Source organism: Mesorhizobium sp. AR10, assembly GCF_024746795.1.
Taxonomy (GTDB): domain Bacteria; phylum Pseudomonadota; class Alphaproteobacteria; order Rhizobiales; family Rhizobiaceae; genus Mesorhizobium.
In genome coordinates this window covers 4,877,208-4,900,348 of the sequence record NZ_CP080524.1, presented here as the reverse complement: position 1 = coordinate 4,900,348, position 23,141 = coordinate 4,877,208, and the positions used below count along the sequence as shown (strand labels likewise).

Sequence of the window (23,141 nt, the reverse complement as noted above, 5' to 3'; positions counted from 1 at the left end):
CCCTCAAGGGGGGAGATCGGCAGCTTCGTCGTCCCGTCTGCCTTCCAACGTTAGTGGTTGGCGAAAACCGAAGCGACATCCAATCTCCCCCCTTGAGGGGGAGATGTCCGGCAGGACAGAGGGGGGTGGGAAGAAACGCGACTTCGCGCAACAGCGACCGCTCGCCCCGCAGTAACGGTTTCTTCTCTGGTTCTGTGCACATTGGCTATGACGGAGTGGACGAAACCAGGGCATGGCCGACGACAAGACACGCAACGGAGAATTCTGGACGCTGGCGCTCGAGCGCGCTCATCTTGGCGTGTGGGACTGGGATTTGCAGAGCGGCGACTGCTTCTATTCGCCGACCTGGTCGCACATGCTGGGTTATGACGAGGGCGAGCTTGCCAACGCCAGCGATCTCTGGCTGCAACTGACGCATCCCGACGACCGCGAGCGGGCAAAGGCCAGCGGCGACCGCCACATTGCCGGCCTGACCGGCTCGATCGAGACCGAGCTCAGGCTGAAGCACAAGGATGGTCACTGGGTCTGGGTTCTGGACCGCGGCGGGATCGTCGAGCGCGACGCGGCCGGCCAGCCGGTCCGGCTGATGGGCGTGCAGACCGACATCACCAGGCAGAAGGCAGCGGAAGCCCAGCTCGAACAGGTCAATGTGCGCTTTCGCCTGGCTCTCGCCGCCAGCGGCACCGGCATCTGGCATCACGACATTGATGCCAGCAAAAGCTACTGGGACGAGCGCACCCGTGAAATCTATGGACTCGCCGCCGACACCGATGAGGTGACGGCCGATCTCTGGCACTCCTTCCTGCATCCCGACGACAAGGACGCCACCGAGCGCGCGCATCTGGCGCCGCAGGAAACGAACGATGTCGTTGCCGTGCAATACCGCATCATCCGGCGCGACGGCCAAATCCGGCATATCGAATCGCTGGTTCGCTTCATCGCTTGCGGCCAGTCGTCGGGCCAGATCCTCGGCACCGTGCGCGACATCACCGAGGCCAAGCTGCGCGAGCAGGAGCTTGCCTACGCCGCCCACCACGATGCGCTGACCGGGCTCTTGAACCGCTCCGCATTCGACAGGCTGCTGGCCGACCACATCGCCACCGCACGCCGGCTGCCGCTGGCGGTGTTCTATGTCGACCTCGACTACTTCAAGGCCCTCAACGACTTCGCCGGCCACGCCGCCGGCGACCTGGCGCTGAAGAGCGTCGCCGGCGGCATTGTCCGCTGCCTGCCGTCATCGGCGCATGCCGCGCGGTTGGGCGGCGACGAGTTCGCGCTGCTGGTGCCGAACTGCGATACCGCGCAGGCCGAGACGCTGGCCACTGCTGTTCTTGCCGCCGTTCGTGACGCCGACCTCGGGCAGGCCGTAACGTCGCGCAAGCTCGCGGCCAGCATCGGTATTGCCTTCATAAGTGAGGGCAACACCACGGTGGCCGACGCGCTGGCCTGCGCCGACGACGCCTGCTACGCGGCCAAGGCCGCCGGGCGCAACCGCTTTGCGGTGTTTTCGACCGAGACGGCGTCGGGCTCCGGCGGCCTCAATGCGGCGCGTGTCGCCGCCGACACCGTCGATGCCATGGAAGACGGAAGGCTGAAACTGTTCGGCCAGGAAATCCACCTGCTCGGCAAGCCCTGGGAAGACAGCCGTCATGTCGAGGTTCTGGCGCGGCTCACCGGACGCAATGGCAAGCCGATCGCGCCGTGCGAGTTCATCCCGGTCGCCGAGCGCTTCGGCATTGCCTCCAGGCTCGATCGCTGGATCATCAGGACGGCGCTCTCGCAATACGGCCCGGCGCTGAAATCGGGCGCGCTGACGCTCGGCTTCAACCTGTCGGCGCAGACGCTGAGCGACCCGCAGCTGTGGGACTTCGTCGACAGCGTCATCGACGAGACTGGGACGCCGCATTCCGGCATCGGCTTCGAGATCACCGAGACCGCCGCCGTCACCAATTTCGATGCCGCCGAAGCCTTCGTGCGCAAGGCGCGCCAGCGCCGCTGCCGCGTCAGCCTCGACGATTTCGGCGCCGGCATGAGCTCGTTCGAATATCTCAGGCGCTTTCCCGTCGACGCGATCAAGATCGACGGCTCCTTCATCGAGCACATGGCGCAAAGCCGCTTCGACCGCGAGATCGTGCTCGCCATCACCAGCATTGCCAGAAGCCTCGGCTGCTCCGTGGTGGCCGAGAAGATCGAGCTGCAGGACACGCTCGACATGCTGCGCGACATGGGCGTCGACTCCGGCCAGGGCTTTCTGCTGCACCGCCCCGAGCCGCTGGAGGCGATCGTCGCGCGGACTGGGGGCCAAAAGCGCGCGGGGCTCCGAGCTACCGGCTGACGGGTGGAAAGTTGGCGTTCCGTCATTCAACAAGTTCGTGCCAACTTGAGCTACCGTCAGAATTCCGTGGAGACTGCCCGGATGATAAAATCAGACACTCCGCTCGCACTGATGCTGGAGATGTATGCGGTGCTCTACAGCGTTCCGGCGCTTAGTCTGCTGGCGGGGACAACGATCCTTACTTTGATACGCGCCCATGGCGCTTTTCTTCAGGGGCCGAGGCGGCTCGCAAACTGGCGATGGGAGTGGCCATCGTGGCGGTGGCAGTTCTGCTGGGTTTGGGAGGACTTCTTGCTGGTTTTGCCACGCTTTTGGAGCATCCAAAGTATCGCAGTCACTTTGTCTGCGATCCCTGTTCTTAGCAAATAAACGCTCCGCCCAGAGGGCTTGACCGGCGGGAGGCGGTGTCTGGGAAAGGGCGTGGCAATACCGAAATGACGTCGAGGAGGACGACGATGGGTGAATCGAAACGCAGACGACACGAACATCAGTCGTAATCGATGATTCCGAGCTGCTTTGCCATGAACAGCTCGTTGCGCTCGACAATTTCCTCGACCACTTTGCCTTCCGGATTGAAACGGAAATAGGTTAGCGCCGTCCATGTGACAGGCTTCCCGGCGACATCGAAGCCGTGCCAGACGTTCGAGCCGGTCGCACGGTGCGTCAACGCGACAACGACAACATCCTCCGTCACAACCTCTTTGCTGAACGTGGTCTTGATTGTCTCATAGCGATCGGTGACGTTACTGCGCAGGGCATGCTTGAACTTCTCGACGCCGACGATCGGCTCCGCCACGTCGGGACGGTGAACGATGACATCATCGGCGAAGTATTCGCCGACACGATCGACCGCCTTTCCGTCAACACAGTTGGCGAAGTAGTTTTTTACCGTCTCTAGGTTCTTGTGCATCCCGCTTCCTCCACGTGAGCTTTAGAAAGATGGATCGTTCCCAAGCCGTGCGAGTATCGCCCGCGCCTCGTCGCTGATTTCGCGGACAATCTCGGCGGCCGGCTGGACGCGGCGGACGAGGCTGACGCCTTGGCCCGACCATAGGGCGAGGGCGTCGATATCGCCCTCGTCACCCGATCCCGGCGTATGAGACTGGTATGCAACCACGTCGCCATATGGCGACTTTGCAACGACCGCGCCTTCGTTGGGACGCCCACCCACCGGCGGGCGTCCGGCCGCCTCCCAAGCTTCAATCGTCGTGTTGCGGAGGCTACGGTGCGGAGCGTCGGGCCAGCCGACATCGAAAACAGTCCCGTATTCTGTGTCCGTCTCCTTGGCTGTGAGGATGCGGTCGCGATAGTGCGGGTGGATTGGAGCTTCGATGCTCGCGAGAAAGCGGGTACCGATCCAGGCGCCCGCGGCACCAAGTGCCATCGCCGCGGCTAGACCGCGTCCATCCGCAATGCCACCGGCGGCAAGAACGGGGACCGGCGCGACCTGGTCAACAACTGCCGGAACCAACGCCATAGTGGCAACTCTACCGTAAACGTGGCCACCAGCCTCCCAGCCTTGCGCGACGATTGCGTCCGCGCCATCCTCGGCTGATATCCGAGCCTGTTCGGCGCTTCCTGCCGTATGCAGCACCGTTGCCCCGCCACGATGCGCCGCAACCGTCAGCGAGCCTGCCTGGCCCCAGAAAAATGAGACTACCGCCACGCTTTCTTCCAGGCAGATCGCGAGGCGCTCCTCCTGCGGATAAGTCAACACGAGATTGACGCCGAATGGTCGCTCGGTCAGGGCCTTGGTGGCCCGAATTTCTGCGCGTACCGCTTCGGGCGGACTCCAGCCGAGGGCGAGCATCCCGAGACCGCCTGCATTGCTAACCGCGGCCGCGAATTGCGGAGACGTAGCTCCACCCATTGGCGCCTGGACAATCGGGATCTCTATGCCGACGAGAGTAGTGAAAGCGTTGGGCATTGCGATCCCCCTCAGTCCACCATCCGGTCGCGGCCTTTGCCCGATCTAGGGACAGTGGTCCAAAGGGGGCACGGAATCAACAAGGCCGCCGGACGATTTACCAGGCGGCAAAGCTCCCCTTTGGCGGGAGGATCAAAGTGCAGGCAGTGGCGGCGCGCTGAATTTCAAACTGGCCATTTTTCTCGGACGTCGAAAACCTTTTCGGCCTTGCAGCGTTGTCCTGCGAAGCGAAGGAGGCAATTCATGCTGACCAGGACGAAAACCGACACCTCGAAGGCAACGCAGAAGCAGCGGCGCGTGCAGCGCAAGGTCGATGCGGACGACCGCGCCAAGGCGAAAGCCAAACCGGATGGCGCCATGCAGGCCGGCGCACGAAAATATCCCGAGCCGCCTTTCCCGAAGCAGCATCACCCGAAACCCGGCGAGGAAGGGCAGATCGAGCCGGCGCCGCTCTATGACGCGCCGTTCTGGCTCGGCTCCAAGAAGCTCGACGGCAAGGTGGCTTTGATCACCGGCGGCGATTCAGGCATCGGCCGGGCTGTTGCGGTGTTGTTCGCGCGCGAGGGCGCCGATGTCGCCATCGCCTATTTGTCGGAAGACCGGGACGCTGACGTGACCAGGCAGGCGGTCGAGGCCGAAGGCAGGCGCTGCCTGGTGTTGCGTGGCGATGTCTCCCGCCGCGCCTTCTGCCGCCGGGCGGTGGAGCGGACGGTGAAGCAATTGGGCGGTCTCGACGTGCTGGTCAACAACGCTGCCTTCCAGGTGCATTCGGTCGATTTCGCCGACCTCACCGAAGAGCACTTCGACACCACGTTGAAGACCAACCTCTACGGCTATTTCCACATGGCGCAGGAAGCGGTGCCGCACATGAAGCCGGGCTCGGCCATCGTCAACACCGGCTCGGTCACCGGCATCGACGGCTCCAAGCATCTGGTCGACTATTCCATGACCAAGGGCGGCATCCACGCCTTTACCCGGGCGCTGTCCGGCAACCTTATCGGCAAGGGAATCCGCGTCAACGCGGTGGCGCCGGGGCCGGTGTGGACGCCGCTCAACCCCTCCGACAAGCGGGCCGAGGACGTCTCGACGTTCGGCGCCAAGACGCCGATGCAGCGCCCCGCCCAGCCGGAGGAGATCGCACCTGCCTATGTGTTCCTGGCCTCGCCGCAATGCTCAAGCTACATCACCGGCGAGATCCTGCCGATTGTGGGCGGGTATTGAGGGGAGCATCCTGCACGCGATGTGCAGAAGGGAGGGGGCAGGCCTAGCTCTTCCGCTCGCCGCCGGAGGACGTCGTCACGGTCGCCATGTCCTGGGCTTCGCGCATCATCCTGAGCGCTTCGTCCTGCGTCAGGCCGCATTTGCGGGCAAAGTAGGCCGCCTCATAGGCTTCCGCCGGGGAGGCCACGGACATGCCGGGCGCTTGCAGTTTTGATTTCTTCTTGGCCATGTCGGTTCGCAGCCGGTGAATCGATTAGTCAGCTAATATAGTACAATTGTTCGTCAATGCAAAATTCCGCTATTGCGGCCAAAGCGCGGCACTGCGGTGCGCATCGCGATGTCGGATGGTGCGATGGTGGCGCTGCGCCTGGGCAGGATGGCAGATCAGCGACGCTTCCCGGCATGGGACGCGCCGGGGGCAGGTCCTTGAAGGCCGGTTGAAGCGTAATTATATCAATAACTAAGCGTGCGGTGCACGCGACGTCGTGCTTTGGTCAAGCTTCATCTATGGAGGTTGTCATGGCTAATATGATGGAAGGAAAGAAGGGCCAGGATTGGATCAATCTGGTCCTTGCGATCTGCCTGTTCATCTCACCCTGGATACTCGGCTTCGCTGCTGAAACCGTTCCTGCGTGGAATGCCTGGATTGCCGGCGTTGTGCTCGGCGCCCTGGCTCTCGCAACGCTTTCGGCATTCGCCGAGTGGGAAGAGTGGGTGAACGTTGTTGTCGGGCTCTGGCTGATCGCTTCGCCCTGGCTGCTCGGGTTCGTGGCCAATTTCAACGCGATGGGGACCCACGTGGTCCTCGGCGTGCTGGTGGTTGCCGCGTCGGCCTGGGCCGTCTGGGACTTCCGTCACCCGCACGCGCATGCGTGACCGGTGACGACAAGGGAGGGAGCCCGGCGCGTGAGTGGCGGGCTCCGCTGATTTCCGGAGCGCACGTGGGAAGGCATGCTCAGACGAGCGCGACCTTCCCCGCGGCAATTCCTGACCGCCAGCGGTGCCCGGCGAGCCTCACAACATCTTGCAGGCGCCGCTGCAACCTGTTGGCTTTTCGTGCATTCTTGGGAATGGCCACGATGCTTCGCCCCGACACGCCGGCAAAATGCTGCTCCTATTGCGGTTCGCGTGACCATGATTATGAGGATTGCCCGAAGCGGAAAGCCGACGCCGAACGGCAGAAAGAGGAGCCTGCCGGACAGGATCCGCGGCCGGCGGGTTCAAACTTTCCGTCCAGCTGAGCCGTCCGTCACGTGAGGGGAGGCTGACTGGCGCAATATGGCATTGGGTAAACTGCGTCAGGACGCTTCCGGCTGCGATTCACCGTTTATTTGATCAACCGCCCCAGCCGCCGCCTGAGTTGCCGCCACTCGCGCCGCCACCCGTGCCGCCACCCGCGGTAGGAACGATCTTGACAGGCGCGGCAACAGGCTCTTCCTCCTCCTCAACCGGCTGGATCACTTTTTTCTTGACCACCCGTTGAGGAGCGGCCGCGACGACCTTTTGCGGTGGAGGCACCCTGCGAACCTTCGGCGGCGCCGTCTCCGCCACCGGCGTCGGTTCGGGTGGTGGTGGCATCAGGGACGTGCAGCCTGTGAGCCCCATCAGGACGCCACAGAGGGTTGTCCCGACGATTGCCTGCTTGAATGTCATGCGCATTTCCTCCTCGCCCATCAAAACACGTCCCGACGCGGGTTGGCTTCTTCCCAGACTCGTCTGGCCGCGCCGACCAGTTGATCGTCCAGCGAACCGGACGCTGGAAGCTTCGACTTGAGTTCCCCGCGCAGCTGCTTCAAAGCCGTCGTTTTCACCTTGGTGCCGAATTGCGCCAGGTTCGTCAGGGCTTCCGGCAACTGGTCGCGGGTGTCCAGCGCGGCCGCGAATGCCAGGTAGCGCACGGCCGTGGCCTGATCGGCCTTTTCACCCTTTTCCGTTTCGAAAACCGCGCGATCGAAGGCACCGGACGGGTCGCCGCGCATGGTCGCCATCTCGAACAGTCTTTGCGCTTCTGCCGGGTCGCGCTCCACGCCCACGCCGTCGCGATACATGCGCGCAAGGTTGCCCGGCGCGTAGGGCTGGCCGAGGTCGGCGGCTTTCTGATACAGCTCCAGCGCCGTTGCCGGATTTTTCTCCACGCCCGAGCCGATGAGATAGTTCCGGGCGAGCAGGTTCATCGAATACATGTCCTGCCGCTTCACGCCGGCCTCCAGGAAGGCAACGGCGCGGGCCTGATCGGCGGGCACGCCGTTGCGGCCCTCGGTGAAGATCGCGCCGAGATCGTTCATGGCATAGGTGTGCCCCATCGCTGACGCCTTGAGCAGCAGGTCCAGCCCCTTGGCCGTGTCGCGCTCGACGCCGTAGCCATTGAACAGGGCACGGCCCCACGACGTCATCCCATAGGGATCGCCCCTGTCGGCCGCATCCGCGTAGTAGGTGTTGGCCTGCTTGCGGTCGACAGCCACGCCCGTTCCGGTCGAGTAGAGGTAGCCGAGTTCGAACACGGCGCGCACATGGCCTCTGTCAGCGGCCTCCTTGATGATTTTCCTGGCCTGGTCGACCTTGCCGGCTCCCAGCAGCGCTCGCCCCAGTTCATAGCGAAAACGGGCGACATCGGGATACGCCTTCACCGCTGCTTCGCAGAGCTTCACCGCATCGGCGCCGATTTCATTCGGCAGCAGGCCGGGGACGACGCCTTGCAGGTCGAGAGGTTCGCCGGCGGCCGTGTCGCACGCATCGACGGTAGGCGACAGTGTCATTGTCGCCGGCTTGGATGCTGCGTTGTCCGCCCGGATTTCGAAGGCGACCTCGACCGCCTCGGCGGCTCCGATCTGCGGTTCGTAGCGCAACTGGTCGACTTCATCGGCCATCAGGCTCGATGCGGGCGACAGGATCCGATCCGGCAGGGAGAGCGTTCCGGTTGCCGGATAGCTCGCAACTTTCAGGCTGACCGCGGTATCCTGTGTCGGGAAATTCAGCTTCAGCGCAACCGGGCCGACGCCGACCGGAATGTCGATCTTGCGGTTTTCGATCGCCTCGGCGGCGCCGGTGATATGGATGCCGCGCTCCAGCACCTGCTGCTTCTGCTCGGCTTCGAGCGAGGCCATGACCTGCTGGCCCTGGCTCCCTTCGCCGCTCTTGACCCGGAACACCAGCATGCCCCTGGCTTCGCCACCCCAATTGTCACGTGCGGCGTAGGCCATCATATCCATCTCTTCCGGGTCGCCTACTCCCTTGGGGACATCCATCTGCAATCGCGGCAGGTCCTTGCCCTGGATCTGTCCTCCCGCCTCGATGACCTTGCCGTCCAGCATCAGGCGCCCGAGCGTGGGTGGTCTTTCGATGCTGACGGTGATCGTCCCGCCGTCGACCTCGACCGGTTGCGGCAGATCCAGATCGACCGGTCCGCCTCCCGACAGCACGACCTTCTCCAGCACCGGCGGCAGCGATGGGCGGCTGGAGCGACGCATCAGCACGACTTCGTCGATCAGCGACGAGTTTTCCCAGGGAACCTGCAAGCCATCCGTGGCCTCGACCACATCCCGGCGCACGGCCGCCATGACCGTGCGGATCTCCTGGTTGGGAGCAAGCGCGCGACGAGAAAACGCGGACGAAAACGGACTGAGGTCGCCGGAGCCGTCATAGGCAATCGCCCCGGGTTCGGTGGCAAAGGCAATCAGCGTGTTCAGCGAGCTTCTTACTTGCGCCAGTCCGGTGCTGCTGGCGACCAGAAGCTGGTCCCTGAGCCAATAGTCCTTGCGCGGGAATGGATTGTTGCGGCAGGCGTCGAGGATGATCACCTGGATCTTCGATTTCGAACGCATCTGCTGCAGTACGTCGTTCAGCTTGATCGCCTGGACCTCCACGTCGGCTGCCTGTTTCAACGAGGCGTCGACCGGGATCAGGAAATTTTCGCCGCCGATCTGAAAGCCGTGACCGGAATAGTAGACGACAGCGATATCGGCGCCGTCCACGGCTGCCAGATAGTTGCGGAACTCGTCCTCGAACTGCAGCTTGGTGAGATTCTTTGCAACGAACACCTCGAATCCGGCCTGCCGAAACGTGTTTGAGACGTCCACCACATCCCTGGCCGGGTTCTTGAGGGCCTGGATTTCCCGGTAGTCGGAATTGCCGATGACAAAGGCAACCCTTCGTTCGAGCGCGGACGCGTCGAAGGCCGAAAAGGTTGCGAGGATGAAGGCTACAACCAAGCCGCAACGTCGGAGCATGGCAAATCCCTTAACCGCTGTTCCTCGGCGACCACAAGGTTACAACTTGCGATATCAAGGTCCGTTAGAGAGCATGCAATCTGCCGAGACAGGACATGTGAGAAAAAGCCGCCACGACAGCGGGCAAATTCCTCACCTGATCAATTGCTAAATTACATCAGAGGGGGGATGTCTGCAATCTATGTCACACAAGCCCGCCATTCGGCACTCGGATTCGTGGTTGCGTCGGGTTACTTGAACCAAGCGCGGCATGCGAGCAGCGATCGGAGATGGCGAAGCGACAGGCCGCGGCCGCAAAGCCGGGCCGGTCAAGATGGCGCCGGCCAGGCGGAACGCAAAAGCGTAGTCCGCGATCACACCATGTCTGCCGACGTGCCGCCGTGCTAACAATATCGTCGTGGCGGACTCGATTTCCGCCCGGCCGGCGCCTTACCCAGGTTTACCCCAACCCGCCCACTCCGGGGCGCCGGCCACCTTTCTCAATCGTCTGACCAGGATTCGGAACCGCCTGCAGTCTACCGCGTTGATCTCCGCTCGCGGGAGGTCAAACGATGCCTATGGAAAAAGACTATCGAACCAACAGAGCCGACTTTGCGATTGCTGCCAAGGATGGCCGGGCAAGGGCCGATGGCGATCGCGACGATCTGGCGGCAAGAAAAAAGAAGTCCCTTTGGCTAAAAGATCGACGATCCGCCCAATTGGCCGAAAATCCGTCTGAAAGCTCGCCACAACCAAAATCCAGACCGCGGGGCTAGAGCAATTCCAGGAAAAGTGTGAAACGGTTCTCCGTCCGGAATTGCGTCAAAACAACTCTAGCGGGTCCCGGAGCCTGGCCGGCAAGATCGAAGCGTCTGTAGAGGGATCACAGCGGTGGCCTACACGGTGATTTGGTACGGGAAAAAGGGCATCGTGGACAAGACGCCATTCGATGCCGAGAAGGCTGCGCGGGACCATATCCTTGCCACCTTTCCCGCCCGAAAGCGGGATGACGATGTCGTAGCGGTGGAAGTTCGCAAGGACGACGGAACGGTTGTATTCAGTCAACAAGGCGGCGCCTGAACCAATCAGGTTGTCACGGCCTATAAGCCACCGGCTGGCCTTTGGCCGTCAGGCTCGCCGCTCCATTTGCGAAGCGACGAGCCCACCCCAACCCATACCTGACAATGCAATTGTGGTGCCAGACATACTGACCCATTACGGGGCACCTTTGGCCTTTGCGAGCCACACCAGCCTGCGCTTCGCCCGGCCGATGTCCCGACCGGAGAAACGCCTCGCCCGTACCCGGACGGGTATTCGCAAGGAAATCTGCGCCGCCGGCCATTTATCCCCGCTGCGTATGCCCCACGGCATTGGCGAACGAAATGTCGCTCTTGATCTCGCGCATTGCCATCGAGGTGATGGTGCGGCGCACGCCGGGCAGGCGGCTGATGTGCGCTCCTTCGCGTCGCTCGTCGAGCCCTGACTTTTTCTGGGGTGGCTTGAAAAACGGGTGTTGAATCGGTCTATATCGGGACGGGGGTGCGCGGGTGGCGGATATCGTCTCAATCAGAATCGGTGCGGAGTCTGCCGGGCGGGTGTCGGCAGGACGCCTACGGTTTTTCGCATTCATGGCGATCGCCGCGTTCATGATCGCCGGTCCAGCCGCGGAGCAGGTCTTCGGGGTGCGAACGCCATTGCTGCGCTCCTGGACCATGTTCAGTGCGATCGGGATGGGCGTGATCGACACTTCCTTCGAAATCCGCCGGCCCGACGGCGCGCTTGTCCCGCTCGACCGGTTCGAGATGCTCGGCGCTCCCCGCGATGGCAGGCTGAAGCGGATCGAAAGCCGCGATGAGCTGGTTTCCGTCATCAAGCGGCTCTGCACGGCCGCCGGGCAGGGCGCCGACATCCGTATACGCGCGCAGCAGGCCACGCGCAGCGGCTGGCAGATCATCCATACCGATGCCGAAAATGCCTGCGCCGACTGACGCCCTGGCTGACTGGCCCGGCTGGCGTCTGATGCACGCTGTTGCCGCACGCTTGGTCGACTGGGCGGTCTGTTCGGAGGGCTCGTCGCGTTCGTCCGCGTTGATCCGCATCGGCCTGGCAATGCTGTTCTGGTCGCGCTGGGCGGGCGAGTTGCTGCTTTATAGGGACCAATCGCCGGTGGGCCTGTTTCTGGCCGTCAACTTCTTCGCCGCGACCGTGCTGCTCTTCGTCGGCTATCACAGCCGCGTCGCTGCCGTCTGGACGGGCGCGGTCGGGCTGGCGATGTATTACTATTTCGGCTTCCAGCTCGGTCGCGAACCCTGGACTCACCATCATGCCTATCTGCTTGCCGTCACAGCGCTGCTGATCGCGCTCACCCCCTGCGGCCGCTCCTATTCGCTGGACCGCTACCTCTCGGTGATGCGCGCCGAACGCATGGGCGTTGCACCGCCGGCAGAGCGCGGCAATCTGTGGGGGCTGCGGCTGATCGTCGTGCAGCTCTCGGTGCTTTATTTCTTCACCGCCTTCGACAAGTCGAACTACGCCTTTCTAAGCGGCGCGCGGATCGAGGCGATATTCATCTGGTACTACGCGGGTTCGGGCTATCCAGCGATCCCCGGCCTTGCCTGGCTCGCCACGATCGTGTCCGTCGCCGTGGTCGCGCTCGAATATTGCCTTGCCTTCGGGCTGCCGTTTCGCGCGACGAGGCGCTATCTGCTGCTGCCGGGCCTGGCCTTCCACGCGATCATCTATCTGACGCTGCCGGTCTATACGTTCAGCGCCACCATGGCGGTGCTCTATCTTGCCTATTTCGATGCGGATGCCGTCGACAAGGTCATCGCGCGGCTCCAGGGCATCGGATTGGCAGGGACTGCCAGAGAGGACGTTTCGTGAAGCGCGGTTTGTTGTTTTCCCCGGTCGTCGCGGCGGCAATCGGTCTGGCCATGGTCTGCGGCACGGCGCGTGCCGGCAGTGCGCAGGACTATTATCCCAGGCGCGCATGGGGTTCCTTCAACGGTGGCCAGATGAACACGTCGCTGCTGGTGTTCCGCGACCTCAACCGGAACGGCGTCTACGATCTCGGCGACCGGCCGATGTCGCGTGTGGCTGTCGAACTCGACAAGCCGAACGGCAGTACCATCATGCGATTGACCAATGTCAGCGGCTTCGCCAACTTCCGGATGTCGGTCATCCAGCGAGATCTCGAAGTCGTCGATCCCGGCCACTACGCGTTCCGGGTCGTGCCTCCGCCAGGTTATTCCGTCACCACCGGCAACGCCTCGCAGGAAAGCGACTATGTCGTTTCACCTGGATCGCCGGGCGACATGATCGCACAGCGCACGACGCACCCGGTCGGGCTTGCGGCAGATCTGACGATCAGCGGCGTGGTCACCGCCGGCGCGCGTATTTCCCTCACAGGGCCTGGCGGCGTCACTGCCGCTGCCAAGGTCGGCCCGGATGGGCGGTTCAGCGTACCCGCGGCGTCCGGCGAATGGCTGGTCGACGTCTCAGCCGACGGAGCCACGCAGCGGCGGCACCTGGTGGTCGGCGCGGCGCCGGTGGTGCTCTCCGCGTTTTCGGGCAAGGGCGGACCTGCCGAGGAGCCGTTGCCCGACCAGCATGTCGTCGGCTTCGACGACCTCATGACGACGTCGGGCGTGTTCGAGGTTCCGTCCGGCTATGGCGGGCTCGACTGGTACAATCTCGTCGCCATGCACCAGCGCTTCACCGTAGGCCCGGGCTACATCAACACCACCATGTCGGGCGAATTCATCGCCTACAACAGCTCTGGCCACCCCGCGCAGGTGTTCAGCGACAAGCCGTTCGATTTCACGGGCGCCTATTTCGGTGCTGGCTGGGACGACGCGGAGGGCGAGACGCTTATCCTGAAGGCCTGGCGGGGCGATGAGCCCGCCTATGAGGATTCGTTTGTGCTGTCCGCGAACGGGCTGGTCTACTTCGCGGCCGATTATAGGCGCATCACGCGGCTCGAGATCCGGACGCAGCATTACTGGCAGGCCGCGATCGACGATTTCGCTTATCGTACCGGTCCGTAGCTCGGTTCAGGGGAGCGACCGCTGCGTTCCGGCGTCTGCCGGTGCTTGAGGCGCGTCACTTGAATCCGCTTAAGCGCGACGCGCATTAAGCTAAAGCCGCATCAGCAAGGCGATTGTGGGGGCGTTTTGCAGGAACGCGGGCCGCCGTCCGAATGGCCGGAGCTGGTGTTGTGATGGACGCCGCCATGGCCGCCCGAATTGCCATTGCCGCCGGAACTGCCGTTTCCGCCGGAGCTGCCATTGCTGCCGCCGTTTCCAGCGTCGCCGCCGTTGCCGCGGTTTCCAGCGCCGCCGCCGTTGCCGCCGTCGCTGCCACCGTTTCCAGCGTCGCCGCCATTGCCGCCGTTCCCCCCGTTCCCCCCGTTGCCGCCGTTCCCTCCGTTGCCGCCATTACCGCCGGAACCGCCGTTGCCGACAGCGTCGCCACCATTGCCGCCGGCGTCGCCGCCATTTCCACCAGCGTCACCGCCGTTGCCGCCGTTTCCTCCGTTGCCGCCATTCCCTCCGTTGCCGCCATTACCGCCGTTGCCGCCGTTCCCGTTTAGTTGGGCCAGAAGAGCGCGCTTGGCCTCCTGCAGCTGGGCTTTCGGATCCATCGGCCGATGGAATTCGTCGCGCGGCTCCGGCAGGATCGGCGCAGCGCGGGTTGCCATGGCTGTCGGCAGCAGCATGGTCGACGCGAGCAGCGCCGCCGCCAGAATGCTCCTGAACTGTGGGAAGGAACGGCGCGCGATATTGGCATTCCCCATGGATGCGAAAAACCCTGAGCGTCCTGCCGACCCGGCAGGCTCCACATCGATTCCGATTGAGACCACACCCACCATCCGCGTACCCCCCGTCTCGGTCTATAAACCGCTTCGACGCCTGTTTTTCGATCACCCCAAAAAAAGTCAAGGCTCGCCGCCGCGCCTTCCCCAATCGCCAACGTTGCAGGAAAAGCGCGACGCCGAGACAGCCAAACTCACCCCTGGCGGGCAGGCTGCTGCGCCAACGCATCAAACCATCTGGTTTGCGCGCCTCATCCCCTCAGCGCGTGCGCAGCCGCATTGGCAAAGGAAATATCGCTCTTGATCTCGCGCATCGCCATCGAGGTGATGGTGCGCCGCACGCCGGGCAGGCGGCTGAGCTCCTCGCGCAGCATCCTGTCCAGCGCCATCATGTCGACGGTCACGATCTGGAGGAGATAGTCGGCCTCGCCAGTCGTGGCGTGGCAGCGCCGGATCAGCGGATGCTTTTGCACCGCCGCCTCGAAGGCGTCCGACACTTCGAAATCGATCGATACCTGGATGAAGGCCTCGATGCCGAAGCCGAGTTTTGCCGGGTCGATCTGCGTGGTGTAGCCGCGGATGATGCCGGCATCCTCCAGCGCCTTGACCCGCTTCCAGCACGGCGTTTTGCTCAGGCCGACCTCGTCGGCGAGCACGGCAAAGGAGATTCGTGCGTCACGCTCGAGCGCGGCGACGATCTTCCGGTCGAGGGCATCCAGCACGGATCGTTCTCCTGAATTGTAGAAGACGCGGATATTCGTCCTTCATTTTCAGCCGATTGGATAACAGAAAGGAACAATGTTCAAGCCAAAGGCCGCTATTCTGATGGCTCGGATCGAACTTATGTCCCGGGCCGCGGGCCGGGCAGGGAGAAAAACCATGCACAAGCCGGACTATTACGCCCGCATCGAAGCGCCCGAGATGCGCGATTACGGCGTCTACCTCAAATGCGACACGCTTCTCCAATGCCAGAAGCCGCTGGCCGAGATGGTCAATGCCGACGAGTTGCAGTTCCAGATCGTGCATCAGGTCGAGGAGCTGTGGATGAAGCTCATCACCTACACGCTGGTCGACGTCATCGATTTCCTCGAACAGCAGAACACCCATCGCATCGTCACGCTGATGGGCCGCGTGCATCGCTTGATGCGGATGATGACGGCGCAGCTCGACCTGCTCGAAACCATGTCGCCCAAGGAGTACCAGCAGATCCGCCTGCAGCTCGGCAATGGCAGCGGCCAGGAATCGCCCGGCTTCAAGCTGCTGTTGCGCATGCCGCCGGACCTCTGGCGGGCCTTCAAGGCGTCCTATCTCGATGGCCGCGGGCTGACCGTCGAGGATGTCTACGATGCCAGGTATGATCATGGCGACTCTTACGTCGTCGCCGAGGCGCTGATCGAATTCGACGAACTTTTTCAGAAATTCCGCGCCAACCATCTCTATCTCATCCACCGCTCGATCGGGCTCGGCTCGAAATCCCTCAAGGGCCGGCCTGTCGAAATGCTGGAAGGCGGCGCCCGCCACCGCTTCTTTCCGGAGCTTTGGGATATCCGCTGCGACATGACCGACCGTTGGGGCGGCGAATATGGGGTCGTGCGCGACTCGATCAGCCATCCGGAGGCCAACGCGGGGTAGGGCTCTTCGAGTCGCGACGGTTGGCAAAGCGATCGACCAGACGAGCGTCCCGTTCCTTCCCACCCCCCTCTGTCCTGCCGGACATCTCCCCCGCAAGGGGGGAGATCGGATGTCGCCATTGGTTTCGCCAATCTCCGACGTTTGCAAGAAGAGCGCCGCCACAGAAGCTGCCAATCTCCCCCCTTGCGGGGGAGATGTCCGGCAGGACAGAGGGGGGTGCTGTCCCGCCGGCATCAAAAGGTTGCCCCTCCGCCAGCCAAACTATTTCAATCCTGATGTCGGAAATGCTGCTCCTCACTCGTCCTTGGGGCGAAACCTATCGCAACCTGGAGGACATCATGTCGTTGGAAATCGCCGGATCAGCTGCTCAATCGCCGTGGAAGACAGCGGCAATCCTCATTGGCCGCCTGATCTTCGCCGCCGTCTTCCTGATGGCCGTGACCTTCAAGTTCATCGACATGGGCGCCACCGCTGGCTACATCGCCGCCGCCGGATTTCCGTTCCCGCTGTTTCTGGCCTGGTGCGCGGCCTTGCTCGAAATCGTCCTGGTGCTGTGCTTCCTGACCGGCGCCTTCTTCTCGCAGGCCGCCCTTGTCGCCGCCGCCTACGTGCTGTTCCTCGGCTTTGCCTTCCACGGACCATCGCACTGGGCCGGCAATCAGGCCGAGTTCGGCTTCTTCGTCGACCATTTTTCCTTCCTGGCCGGGCTGTTCTTTGCCGCCGTCAACGGGCCGGGCAATGTGCTGGCGCTCAGGCTTGGCAGGGTGTGATCGCCAGGGATTTCACAGTTTGAGCTCGAAGAAGACGAGCCAGTTCTTCATATCGTCGGGCAGTTCATAGTAGGGCGCGATGCGCCTGAATCCTGAAGCCTCGTAGAGGCGCATGGCTTCGACCTGGTGGATGCTGGTGTCGAGCAGCATGCGTCGGTAGCCCGCCGACCTGGCATCGGCGAGAATCTGGTCGGCGAGCGCCCTGCCGACGCCGAGGCCGCGGAATGCGACGGGAACGAACATCCGCTTCATTTCGCAATTGCCCTCGCCGAGGTCGCGCAAGGCGACGCACCCGGCGGGCTTGCCGGCATGATAGGCGATCAGCAGGCTGCCCTTGGGCGGCGTGTATTTTCCGGCCAGTCCCGCCAGCTCGCGCTCGAATTCGTCGGCATCGAAATAGCGGTCGATGAGCGCGATATCGTCGACATGCCGCTCGCGATGCCAGGCGACGAAGGCCCGCATCAGCGAGCGGACGTCGTCCAGCTGAGCGGTGCCTGTCGCCTGAAAGATGCTGGTCATCGGGTTTGCAGACGGGTTGAAGCTGTCGGAGGTAATCAGACACCGGCTGCGGCGGCAAGCGGGCAGGGGATGTCGCCCTGCAGGGCATGGATCAGGTCGAGCGGCAAGCGATCAGCGCTCGATCGCAATTTCGATCATTGCACGGGGTCTTTCATCTGGCCGACCATGCGCGCCAATTTCGAGAACGACGGCATGTCCGTCTCCGGCTGGCACTGATTGGCCAGTTCCAGCAGCCGGATCGGGAAGTTGACGGCATCGCGGCTCGAAGCCGACATGCCGCCGGAGCGTTCCTCGCTGGTTTCGCTGGCCTCGGCCTTGCGCAAGGCGATGTCTATGTCCTCGACCGAAAGCAGGCCCTTGCGGACCAGGACCTGGTTGATCGATGCGATGGCCATCAGCAGGCCTTCGAGTTGCAGATTGGCGACGTTCATTGCTGGTTGCTCCCGTTCGACAAGTCCAAAACGCGCGAACGCCCGTTCTGATCCAGCGGGCCGCGCCGATCGGATGCCGCAGGTCGAAGCCGCGGCATGCCGAACAGCGGGCAGCCGGCATTGACGTTCCGGTGTTGCGCCCCAGTTTGATGGCAGCGGGAGCTATCTCACATGCGACGCTTTTGGCGCAGACCCTCCGGCCTTCTGGAGCGGTATTTCGGCGTGGTCATCGCTTTTGGCCTGGTCGCAGGACTGTCGCTGATGGCAATGCTCGGCTTCACGCCCTAGACGCGCCTATTCCTCCATCCAGCGATCGCCATATTCGAGCCAAAGCGCCTTCACCTCCCTGCTGCCCAGACGCGGGCCGTCGCCACAGGTGATCGCGACAGTGCTGATGTCGTAGTGGGGATGGGCGTTGACGACGAACCGGATCGCCTCGCCCAGCGGCCTTGTGCCGATGAGCGGATCGGCCTGGCCTGGGCCCAGGCTGCGGACGCCCGAAACTGTCGCCGGCGCCTGCCGCATCCTGAACATGGATGCCATGGCTGGTTTATCCATCCTGCCCTCCCCAAGGCGGTAGGGTGGCATGATTCCATAAGCGCCAGCTAATGACCAGCCCGCACGAAAGCCGGATATCGCTGGCCTGCCTCCTTGATCTTGACCGGATCGACAGCGCTAAGCCCGCGGATCGTCCACCGGCGGTTTGCCGGGAAGGCCAAGCCTCGTCCGCTGGTCGTCGGCGAAAGTTTCGGCCGCGGCCTTTTTGTCGAACAGATGCTGGGTCACCTTGCCATCCTCGGCAACCAGCACCGCCCATTGGCGGTTGGCACGTTCGACGCGAACGTCATTGGGCTCTCCAGCCACCATGGTCGTCCTCCCGAGGGGCAGGCAAACCGGCGCTGCTGCAATGGCGCCAGCGCTGCCCTATGCTTTGGAGGGCCGCTTGGCTGGCACCTTGCGGGCCGGTGGTTTTTCGGCAGGCGCTTCGACCGACCTGACGCCGAGGCCGAACAGCTTCGCCAGCTCCGACCGCTTTGCTGCGTAGTTGGGCGCCGTCATCGGGTAATCCGCCGGCAGGCTCCATTTGGCGCGATAGGCATCCGGCGTGGTGCCGTGGCGGGAACCAAGATGGCGCTTCAGCGACCTGAATTTCTTGCCGTCTTCGAGGCAGACGATGAAGTTCGGCGTGACCGACCGCTTCGGATTGACGGCAGGTTCAGGCGCGGCTTGCACGGGAACGACAGGCAGCTCCAGGCCGTTCAGGGCAGAATTGACGCTGGCAATCAGATCCGGCAAACCTTCCAAAGGCACCGCATTGTTGGCGACAAATGCTGCTACAATATCGGCGGTCAAACCTATATTTCTATGATTGTTGTCCCCAGACATGGCTTACCCTCCCTTGTTACCTCCAAGGCAAGTCTATCAGGCAAGTTTAACCGGTGCGATGGCACTTTAGGACATATGCATATGGCTTGACGACTGCTGTGTTTGCGCTTTCAAGCCTCGCCGCAGTTGATTGGTGACGGCAGTTATGCTATTGATTTGGGCATGGTGCTGATTTGCGCCAACGACCCGCCGCCGAGGCGGGTTTTTTGTTTTCAGCGCCAAGCATCCCGTGAAAAGCCTCTGTTGCCGGCCGGCAGCTTCCATGGCCGCTTCGTCCAACATGCGCCCATGAGCAAGCATGGACGTCAGTCGAATTCGCAGCGCACGATGTCGCAGCCGTGCTGTTCTGGATGCGCTTCCTGATTGCACCTTGCGGCGAACCACGTGGCGCTATCCCGCGTCAAACCAACAAGGCATTGGCTGGTGAAATCCGCCGGCTGGTCCACCGTCGTGTCAAATACGGCCCAGGTCTCAGTCGGCTCCTGCACGACGACGAATCGCATATTAGAGACTCCTAATTAGAATTAGCCCGCTTAGAATTGGACCGCGTGAAAGGGGCTGTGTTCCCTGACTATGTGTGGAGGTGAACCTGTATGTCTGTGCGCTACGCCACAATCATCACCGACGATGACGGCCTCGATGTCGTCAGCGCCATTGGCGAATTCGAGGGCGCCGCACCCGCTGCGCATCTGGGTCGCGTCGAGCAGGTCGCGCCCGGCGTGCTGATCGGCATGGTCCGGGGCGGTCCTGTCGATGCGGTCGGCGGCTTCGGCTTTCCCCTGCTCGGCGTCAACGGCCATGCGGTCGGCATCGCCAGGGCGAAGCTGAAAGCCTTGCCTGCGGCAAAACCCGATACGGCCAACCGCAAGAAGGCAAAGCCGGCGCGCAGGAAGTCACGCAAGGCCAAGGCGGCAAAAGCCAGACCCGCCAGGCAGGCGGCAGGCAGTGAAGAGCCGGCCGGGGTTTTGGCGCATGGCTGATATCGAAGACCGCAAGTCTGCGGCGAAAACCCCGGGAAAATTCCGGCGGGCGAAGAAGACGCTGGGCGATGATTTTCTGGCAGCCGTGCGCGCCGATTTCCAGGCGCATGGCGCCGGCGTCATCGCCGCGATGCGGGCCGACAAGCCCGACCAGTATCTGAAGATCGTGCTGTCGGTGCTGCCCAAGGACTTGCCAAGGGACTGGCGTGTCGACATCAACCATCTGGACGCATTGAGCGATGACGAGATCCGCCAGCGCATCCGCGGCCTCGAAGCCGTCCTCAGGCCGTTCCTCGGCAGCCCAGGCATCGGCGCAGAAGGAATATCTCAGCCTGCTGGCCGAGTTGGACCGCAGACGCCGCACTAACCAGCTTGCCGCTTATCGGCCCTACGTCCGCCAGGCCGAATTTCACGCGGCAGGAGCGGTACACCGCGAGCGCCTGTTCATGGCCGGCAACCAGCTCGGCAAGACCCGGGCCGGCGGTGCGGAATGGGCCATGCACCTCACCGGCCGCTATCCCGCCTGGTGGCAAGGCAAGACCTTCGACACGGCCGTGCGACTGTGGGCGGCCGGTGTGACCGGCGAGGGCACGCGCGACAATCCGCAGCGCGTGCTTGTCGGTCCGCCGCAGCAACAGGCGGCGTGGGGCACCGGCATGATTCCGGGCGACGCCATCGTCCACACCACCATGGGGCGCGGCGCGCCGGGTGCGCTCGACAGCGTCGTGGTCCGCCATGGTGGCGGCGGCGATGTCCAGGCCGATGAATCGGTGCTGTCGTTCAAGAGTTTCGAGAAGGGCCGCGAGAAGTGGCAGGGCGAAACGCTGCACGGCGTCTGGTTCGACGAGGAGCCGCCGCTCGACATCTATTCCGAAGGCCTGACCCGCACCAACGCCGCTGGCGGCATCACCATCGTCACCTTCACGCCGCTGCTCGGCATGTCCGATGTGGTGCTGCTGTTTTTGTCGGCGGAGCAGGCGAGGGCCTGATGCAGTTCTGAGGAACGGTCTCGTCGTTTCTGTCTCGCGCTGCCCCTCATCCGCCTGCCGGGGAGAAGGGGCTTGCCAAAACCCGATCCGCATTTCGCGCACGCCCTCAATATGGCATAGTGAGGACGTCGCGAACCAACTTGTTCGCTCCCACCTTCAAGACCGCGATCACGAACGCTGGGCAACGGAGGAAACGAACCATGAAACATGGATCAACAGACACAGTGAGGGTTGCCGCTGGTCGGCGATCGATGAGTCGCCGCGATGCGCTCAAGGCCGCAGGTCTGGCTGGAGCCGCCGCCCTGTCGACGGGTGCCGTGTCGGTCTGCGCCGCTGCGGCGTCCGCCGACCCGATGGAAGAGCTGATTGCGGCCGCCAAAGCAGAAGGGCAGCTTACCGTCATGGGTTTGCCGCGCGACTGGTGCGGATACGGCGTCGTCATGGATAGGTTCAAGGCGAGATACGGTCTGGCAATCAACGAACTCCGGCCAGGTGCCAGCTCAGCCGATCAGATCGAGGCGATCAGGCGAGGCAAGGCCGGCGCTCCTGACGTGGTCGACGTTGGCATGCCCTTCGCTTCATCGGCACGGAAGGATGGCTTGTTGCAGCCGTACAAAGTGTCGACGTGGGACACAATTCCGGAAGCGGCCAAGGATGCGCAAGGGTATTGGCATGGCGGCTATTGCGGTGTCCTTGCGTTCGAGGTCAACGCTGACCTGGTAACCAGAATGCCGCGGGATTGGGCGGATCTTGCTGCGCCGCAGTACAGGAACTCGGTCGGCCTCGCCGGCAATATTTCTTCAAATCAGGCGATCCAGGGCGTGTACGCCGCGGGCTTGTCAGCGGCAAAGGGCAACGTCGAAGACGCCGCTGATCAGGGTCTGAAGTTCTTCGCCAATCTCAATGAAAAGGGCAATTTCGTTCCCATCATCGGTGATGCCAACTCGCTTGTCGACGGCCGCACGCCGATCCTCATTCGCTGGGATTACCTCGCGCTCGGCGACCGCGACCGCCTTGCAGGGACGAGGATCGAAGTCATCAGGCCAAGGACCGGCATCGTTGCGGGTGTCTATGCCCGGGCGATCAGCGCCCATGCTCCGCATCCAAACGCTGCGCGGCTATGGATGGAATATCTTTATTCAGACGAGACACAGTTCGCCGCGCTGAAAGCCCCCCGACAGCCCAACCTCAAACGGGACGATGTCGCCCCGGTCTTTCCAACACTCAAGGACCAGGAGAAGGCGAGGGACATCATAACCAACGGGTGGGACGATATCGTTGGCGTCAGGATGCAGTGCTTGCCTTCCGAGGAGTACCTTGGCCCGATGTCTTCTAACAGCAGCACGACCAGGCAAAGCGCCGGTTCCTAGGTTGCCGTCCCGGATAGCCGGGACTGGCATGTGCTTTGTCGATGATCAGGGAGGTTGTCGATGGCCAGCAGAATTGTTGGATTTGCCGCCTTGATAGCCGCCTGGTGCACCACGGCCGCGGCCGGGGACGTTGGCGGCCACTACCGCATGGCGGGCACTGACACCAAGGGGGTGGCATATGCGGGTTCGGCAGATATCGAGATGACCGCCGACAACACCTGTCGCATCACCTTCAGTGACGGGTTTTCGGGCATCTGCATGGTGAAGGGAACGACCTTGACGGCGGCCTACCTCGTGCACGGCAAAGTCGGGCTGGTCATCTACGAAATCTCCGGCGACGGCAGTCTGCAGGGCACCTTTATCGACGACTACCACGGTGGAGGGATCGGCAGGGAGACGCTGACCCCAATCCGCTAGCCAAGCACGACCACGGCCTCCACCCCGAAGAGCATGACTGCCGGCGGAGCAGGTGGAAACCTTTCACAACCGGCAGAAACACGGGCCCGGCCGTAACGACATTTGCTGGAAACACACCTCTTGCAACCTTCTGCCGCCGATCAGAT

The 23,141-nt window shown here is 63.0% G+C and carries 30 protein-coding genes; 17 read left to right on the top strand and 13 right to left on the bottom strand.

Annotation, left to right across the window (positions count from 1 at the left end):
* Positions 1 to 232: 232 nt before the first annotated feature.
* Positions 233 to 2,335: an EAL domain-containing protein gene (locus LHFGNBLO_RS27435; RefSeq protein WP_258602410.1), complete on the top strand. Its 2,103-nt coding sequence runs from the start codon at positions 233 to 235 to the stop codon at positions 2,333 to 2,335.
* A gap of 487 nt (positions 2,336 to 2,822) precedes the next feature.
* On the opposite strand, the gene LHFGNBLO_RS27430 is transcribed toward LHFGNBLO_RS27435, so the two are convergent.
* Entirely contained in the window at positions 2,823 to 3,245 is a 423-nt protein-coding gene (locus tag LHFGNBLO_RS27430) for an ester cyclase (protein ID WP_258602409.1), read from the bottom strand.
* Between the two features lie 21 nt (positions 3,246 to 3,266).
* Positions 3,267 to 4,262 carry an NAD(P)H-dependent flavin oxidoreductase gene (locus LHFGNBLO_RS27425; protein WP_258602408.1) on the bottom strand — a complete coding sequence of 332 codons (996 nt, stop codon included), beginning with the start codon at positions 4,260 to 4,262 and terminating at the stop codon, positions 3,267 to 3,269.
* A gap of 243 nt (positions 4,263 to 4,505) precedes the next feature.
* Between LHFGNBLO_RS27425 and LHFGNBLO_RS27420 the strand changes: the two genes are divergently transcribed.
* Positions 4,506 to 5,483 carry an SDR family oxidoreductase gene (locus LHFGNBLO_RS27420; RefSeq protein ID WP_258602407.1) on the top strand — a complete coding sequence of 326 codons (978 nt, stop codon included), beginning with the start codon at positions 4,506 to 4,508 and terminating at the stop codon, positions 5,481 to 5,483.
* Positions 5,484 to 5,526: 43 nt separating this feature from the next.
* On the opposite strand, the gene LHFGNBLO_RS27415 is transcribed toward LHFGNBLO_RS27420, so the two are convergent.
* Positions 5,527 to 5,712 carry a hypothetical protein gene (locus LHFGNBLO_RS27415; protein WP_258602406.1) on the bottom strand — a complete coding sequence of 62 codons (186 nt, stop codon included), beginning with the start codon at positions 5,710 to 5,712 and terminating at the stop codon, positions 5,527 to 5,529.
* A 290-nt stretch (positions 5,713 to 6,002) separates the two neighbouring features.
* Here LHFGNBLO_RS27415 and LHFGNBLO_RS27410 point away from each other — a divergent pair, with 290 nt between their 5' ends.
* Entirely contained in the window at positions 6,003 to 6,359 is a 357-nt protein-coding gene (locus LHFGNBLO_RS27410) for an SPW repeat protein (protein ID WP_258602405.1), read from the top strand.
* 459 nt (positions 6,360 to 6,818) lie between these two features.
* Here LHFGNBLO_RS27410 and LHFGNBLO_RS27405 read toward each other — a convergent pair whose 3' ends face one another.
* Positions 6,819 to 7,157: a hypothetical protein gene (locus LHFGNBLO_RS27405; protein ID WP_258602404.1), complete on the bottom strand. Its 339-nt coding sequence runs from the start codon at positions 7,155 to 7,157 to the stop codon at positions 6,819 to 6,821.
* Positions 7,157 to 9,709 (bottom strand): caspase family protein, encoded by a 2,553-nt coding sequence (locus tag LHFGNBLO_RS27400; protein WP_258602403.1) that lies wholly within the window; start codon positions 9,707 to 9,709, stop codon positions 7,157 to 7,159. Before LHFGNBLO_RS27400 ends, LHFGNBLO_RS27405 begins: the two co-directional genes overlap by 1 nt.
* A 551-nt stretch (positions 9,710 to 10,260) precedes the next feature.
* Between LHFGNBLO_RS27400 and LHFGNBLO_RS27395 the strand changes: the two genes are divergently transcribed.
* Together LHFGNBLO_RS27395 and LHFGNBLO_RS27390 are read left to right on the top strand one after the other, a co-directional pair.
* Positions 10,261 to 10,464, top strand: coding sequence for a hypothetical protein (locus tag LHFGNBLO_RS27395; RefSeq protein WP_258602402.1), 204 nt, complete (start codon positions 10,261 to 10,263; stop codon positions 10,462 to 10,464).
* 115 nt (positions 10,465 to 10,579) lie between these two features.
* Entirely contained in the window at positions 10,580 to 10,768 is a 189-nt protein-coding gene (locus LHFGNBLO_RS27390) for a hypothetical protein (protein ID WP_258602401.1), read from the top strand.
* 262 nt (positions 10,769 to 11,030) lie between these two features.
* Here LHFGNBLO_RS27390 and LHFGNBLO_RS27385 read toward each other — a convergent pair whose 3' ends face one another.
* Positions 11,031 to 11,336, bottom strand: coding sequence for a hypothetical protein (locus tag LHFGNBLO_RS27385; RefSeq protein WP_258602400.1), 306 nt, complete (start codon positions 11,334 to 11,336; stop codon positions 11,031 to 11,033).
* Here LHFGNBLO_RS27385 and LHFGNBLO_RS27380 point away from each other — a divergent pair.
* From LHFGNBLO_RS27380 to LHFGNBLO_RS27360, 5 genes are all read left to right on the top strand, one after another.
* Positions 11,317 to 11,676 carry a hypothetical protein gene (locus tag LHFGNBLO_RS27380; protein ID WP_258602399.1) on the top strand — a complete coding sequence of 120 codons (360 nt, stop codon included), beginning with the start codon at positions 11,317 to 11,319 and terminating at the stop codon, positions 11,674 to 11,676. The two genes, LHFGNBLO_RS27385 and LHFGNBLO_RS27380, sit on opposite strands and share 20 nt — an antisense overlap.
* Positions 11,660 to 12,571, top strand: a complete 912-nt coding sequence (locus tag LHFGNBLO_RS27375; RefSeq protein ID WP_258602398.1) for an HTTM domain-containing protein — start codon at positions 11,660 to 11,662, stop codon at positions 12,569 to 12,571. The genes LHFGNBLO_RS27380 and LHFGNBLO_RS27375 overlap by 17 nt, the downstream gene beginning before the upstream one ends.
* The gene (locus LHFGNBLO_RS27370) at positions 12,568 to 13,734 is read left to right on the top strand and encodes an SdrD B-like domain-containing protein (protein ID WP_258602397.1); all 1,167 of its coding nucleotides are present in this window, start codon (positions 12,568 to 12,570) and stop codon (positions 13,732 to 13,734) included. Before LHFGNBLO_RS27375 ends, LHFGNBLO_RS27370 begins: the two co-directional genes overlap by 4 nt.
* Before the next feature lie 185 nt (positions 13,735 to 13,919).
* Positions 13,920 to 14,279 (top strand): hypothetical protein, encoded by a 360-nt coding sequence (locus LHFGNBLO_RS27365; protein ID WP_258602396.1) that lies wholly within the window; start codon positions 13,920 to 13,922, stop codon positions 14,277 to 14,279.
* A gap of 106 nt (positions 14,280 to 14,385) precedes the next feature.
* Positions 14,386 to 14,805, top strand: a complete 420-nt coding sequence (locus LHFGNBLO_RS27360; protein ID WP_258602395.1) for a hypothetical protein — start codon at positions 14,386 to 14,388, stop codon at positions 14,803 to 14,805.
* Here LHFGNBLO_RS27360 and LHFGNBLO_RS27355 read toward each other — a convergent pair.
* Positions 14,753 to 15,223 carry an Lrp/AsnC family transcriptional regulator gene (locus LHFGNBLO_RS27355; RefSeq protein WP_258602394.1) on the bottom strand — a complete coding sequence of 157 codons (471 nt, stop codon included), beginning with the start codon at positions 15,221 to 15,223 and terminating at the stop codon, positions 14,753 to 14,755. The genes LHFGNBLO_RS27360 and LHFGNBLO_RS27355 overlap by 53 nt on opposite strands.
* A gap of 157 nt (positions 15,224 to 15,380) precedes the next feature.
* On the opposite strand from LHFGNBLO_RS27355, the gene LHFGNBLO_RS27350 reads away from it, so the two are divergent.
* Entirely contained in the window at positions 15,381 to 16,133 is a 753-nt protein-coding gene (locus tag LHFGNBLO_RS27350; protein WP_258602393.1) for a tryptophan 2,3-dioxygenase family protein, read from the top strand.
* Between the two features lie 338 nt (positions 16,134 to 16,471).
* A complete protein-coding gene (locus LHFGNBLO_RS27340; RefSeq protein ID WP_258609923.1) occupies positions 16,472 to 16,903 on the top strand; it encodes a DoxX family protein in 432 nt (143 codons plus the stop codon).
* Between the two features lie 12 nt (positions 16,904 to 16,915).
* Here the strand turns inward: LHFGNBLO_RS27340 and LHFGNBLO_RS27335 are convergent, their stop codons facing one another.
* The 6 genes from LHFGNBLO_RS27335 to LHFGNBLO_RS27310 all read right to left on the bottom strand — a co-directional run bounded on the left by LHFGNBLO_RS27335 (position 16,916) and on the right by LHFGNBLO_RS27310 (position 19,742).
* Positions 16,916 to 17,422 (bottom strand): GNAT family N-acetyltransferase, encoded by a 507-nt coding sequence (locus LHFGNBLO_RS27335; RefSeq protein WP_258602392.1) that lies wholly within the window; start codon positions 17,420 to 17,422, stop codon positions 16,916 to 16,918.
* A 134-nt stretch (positions 17,423 to 17,556) separates the two neighbouring features.
* On the bottom strand, positions 17,557 to 17,853 hold the full coding sequence (locus LHFGNBLO_RS27330) for a hypothetical protein (protein WP_258602391.1): 297 nt from the start codon (positions 17,851 to 17,853) through the stop codon (positions 17,557 to 17,559).
* Between the two features lie 294 nt (positions 17,854 to 18,147).
* Positions 18,148 to 18,411 carry a hypothetical protein gene (locus tag LHFGNBLO_RS27325; protein WP_258602390.1) on the bottom strand — a complete coding sequence of 88 codons (264 nt, stop codon included), beginning with the start codon at positions 18,409 to 18,411 and terminating at the stop codon, positions 18,148 to 18,150.
* Between the two features lie 117 nt (positions 18,412 to 18,528).
* Positions 18,529 to 18,720, bottom strand: a complete 192-nt coding sequence (locus LHFGNBLO_RS27320; protein ID WP_258602389.1) for a hypothetical protein — start codon at positions 18,718 to 18,720, stop codon at positions 18,529 to 18,531.
* A gap of 57 nt (positions 18,721 to 18,777) precedes the next feature.
* Positions 18,778 to 19,239: a MucR family transcriptional regulator gene (locus LHFGNBLO_RS27315; protein ID WP_258602388.1), complete on the bottom strand. Its 462-nt coding sequence runs from the start codon at positions 19,237 to 19,239 to the stop codon at positions 18,778 to 18,780.
* A 305-nt stretch (positions 19,240 to 19,544) separates the two neighbouring features.
* Entirely contained in the window at positions 19,545 to 19,742 is a 198-nt protein-coding gene (locus tag LHFGNBLO_RS27310) for a hypothetical protein (RefSeq protein WP_258602387.1), read from the bottom strand.
* Between the two features lie 90 nt (positions 19,743 to 19,832).
* Between LHFGNBLO_RS27310 and LHFGNBLO_RS27305 the strand changes: the two genes are divergently transcribed.
* The 5 genes from LHFGNBLO_RS27305 to LHFGNBLO_RS27285 all read left to right on the top strand — a co-directional run bounded on the left by LHFGNBLO_RS27305 (position 19,833) and on the right by LHFGNBLO_RS27285 (position 22,995).
* Positions 19,833 to 20,219 carry a hypothetical protein gene (locus LHFGNBLO_RS27305; protein WP_258602386.1) on the top strand — a complete coding sequence of 129 codons (387 nt, stop codon included), beginning with the start codon at positions 19,833 to 19,835 and terminating at the stop codon, positions 20,217 to 20,219.
* The gene (locus LHFGNBLO_RS27300; protein WP_258602385.1) at positions 20,212 to 20,586 is read left to right on the top strand and encodes a hypothetical protein; all 375 of its coding nucleotides are present in this window, start codon (positions 20,212 to 20,214) and stop codon (positions 20,584 to 20,586) included. The genes LHFGNBLO_RS27305 and LHFGNBLO_RS27300 overlap by 8 nt, the downstream gene beginning before the upstream one ends.
* Positions 20,564 to 21,208 carry a terminase large subunit domain-containing protein gene (locus LHFGNBLO_RS27295; protein ID WP_258602384.1) on the top strand — a complete coding sequence of 215 codons (645 nt, stop codon included), beginning with the start codon at positions 20,564 to 20,566 and terminating at the stop codon, positions 21,206 to 21,208. Before LHFGNBLO_RS27300 ends, LHFGNBLO_RS27295 begins: the two co-directional genes overlap by 23 nt.
* 251 nt (positions 21,209 to 21,459) lie before the next feature.
* On the top strand, positions 21,460 to 22,578 hold the full coding sequence (locus LHFGNBLO_RS27290) for an ABC transporter substrate-binding protein (RefSeq protein ID WP_413774735.1): 1,119 nt from the start codon (positions 21,460 to 21,462) through the stop codon (positions 22,576 to 22,578).
* A 60-nt stretch (positions 22,579 to 22,638) separates the two neighbouring features.
* Positions 22,639 to 22,995: a hypothetical protein gene (locus LHFGNBLO_RS27285; protein WP_258602383.1), complete on the top strand. Its 357-nt coding sequence runs from the start codon at positions 22,639 to 22,641 to the stop codon at positions 22,993 to 22,995.
* Positions 22,996 to 23,141 lie beyond the last annotated feature (146 nt).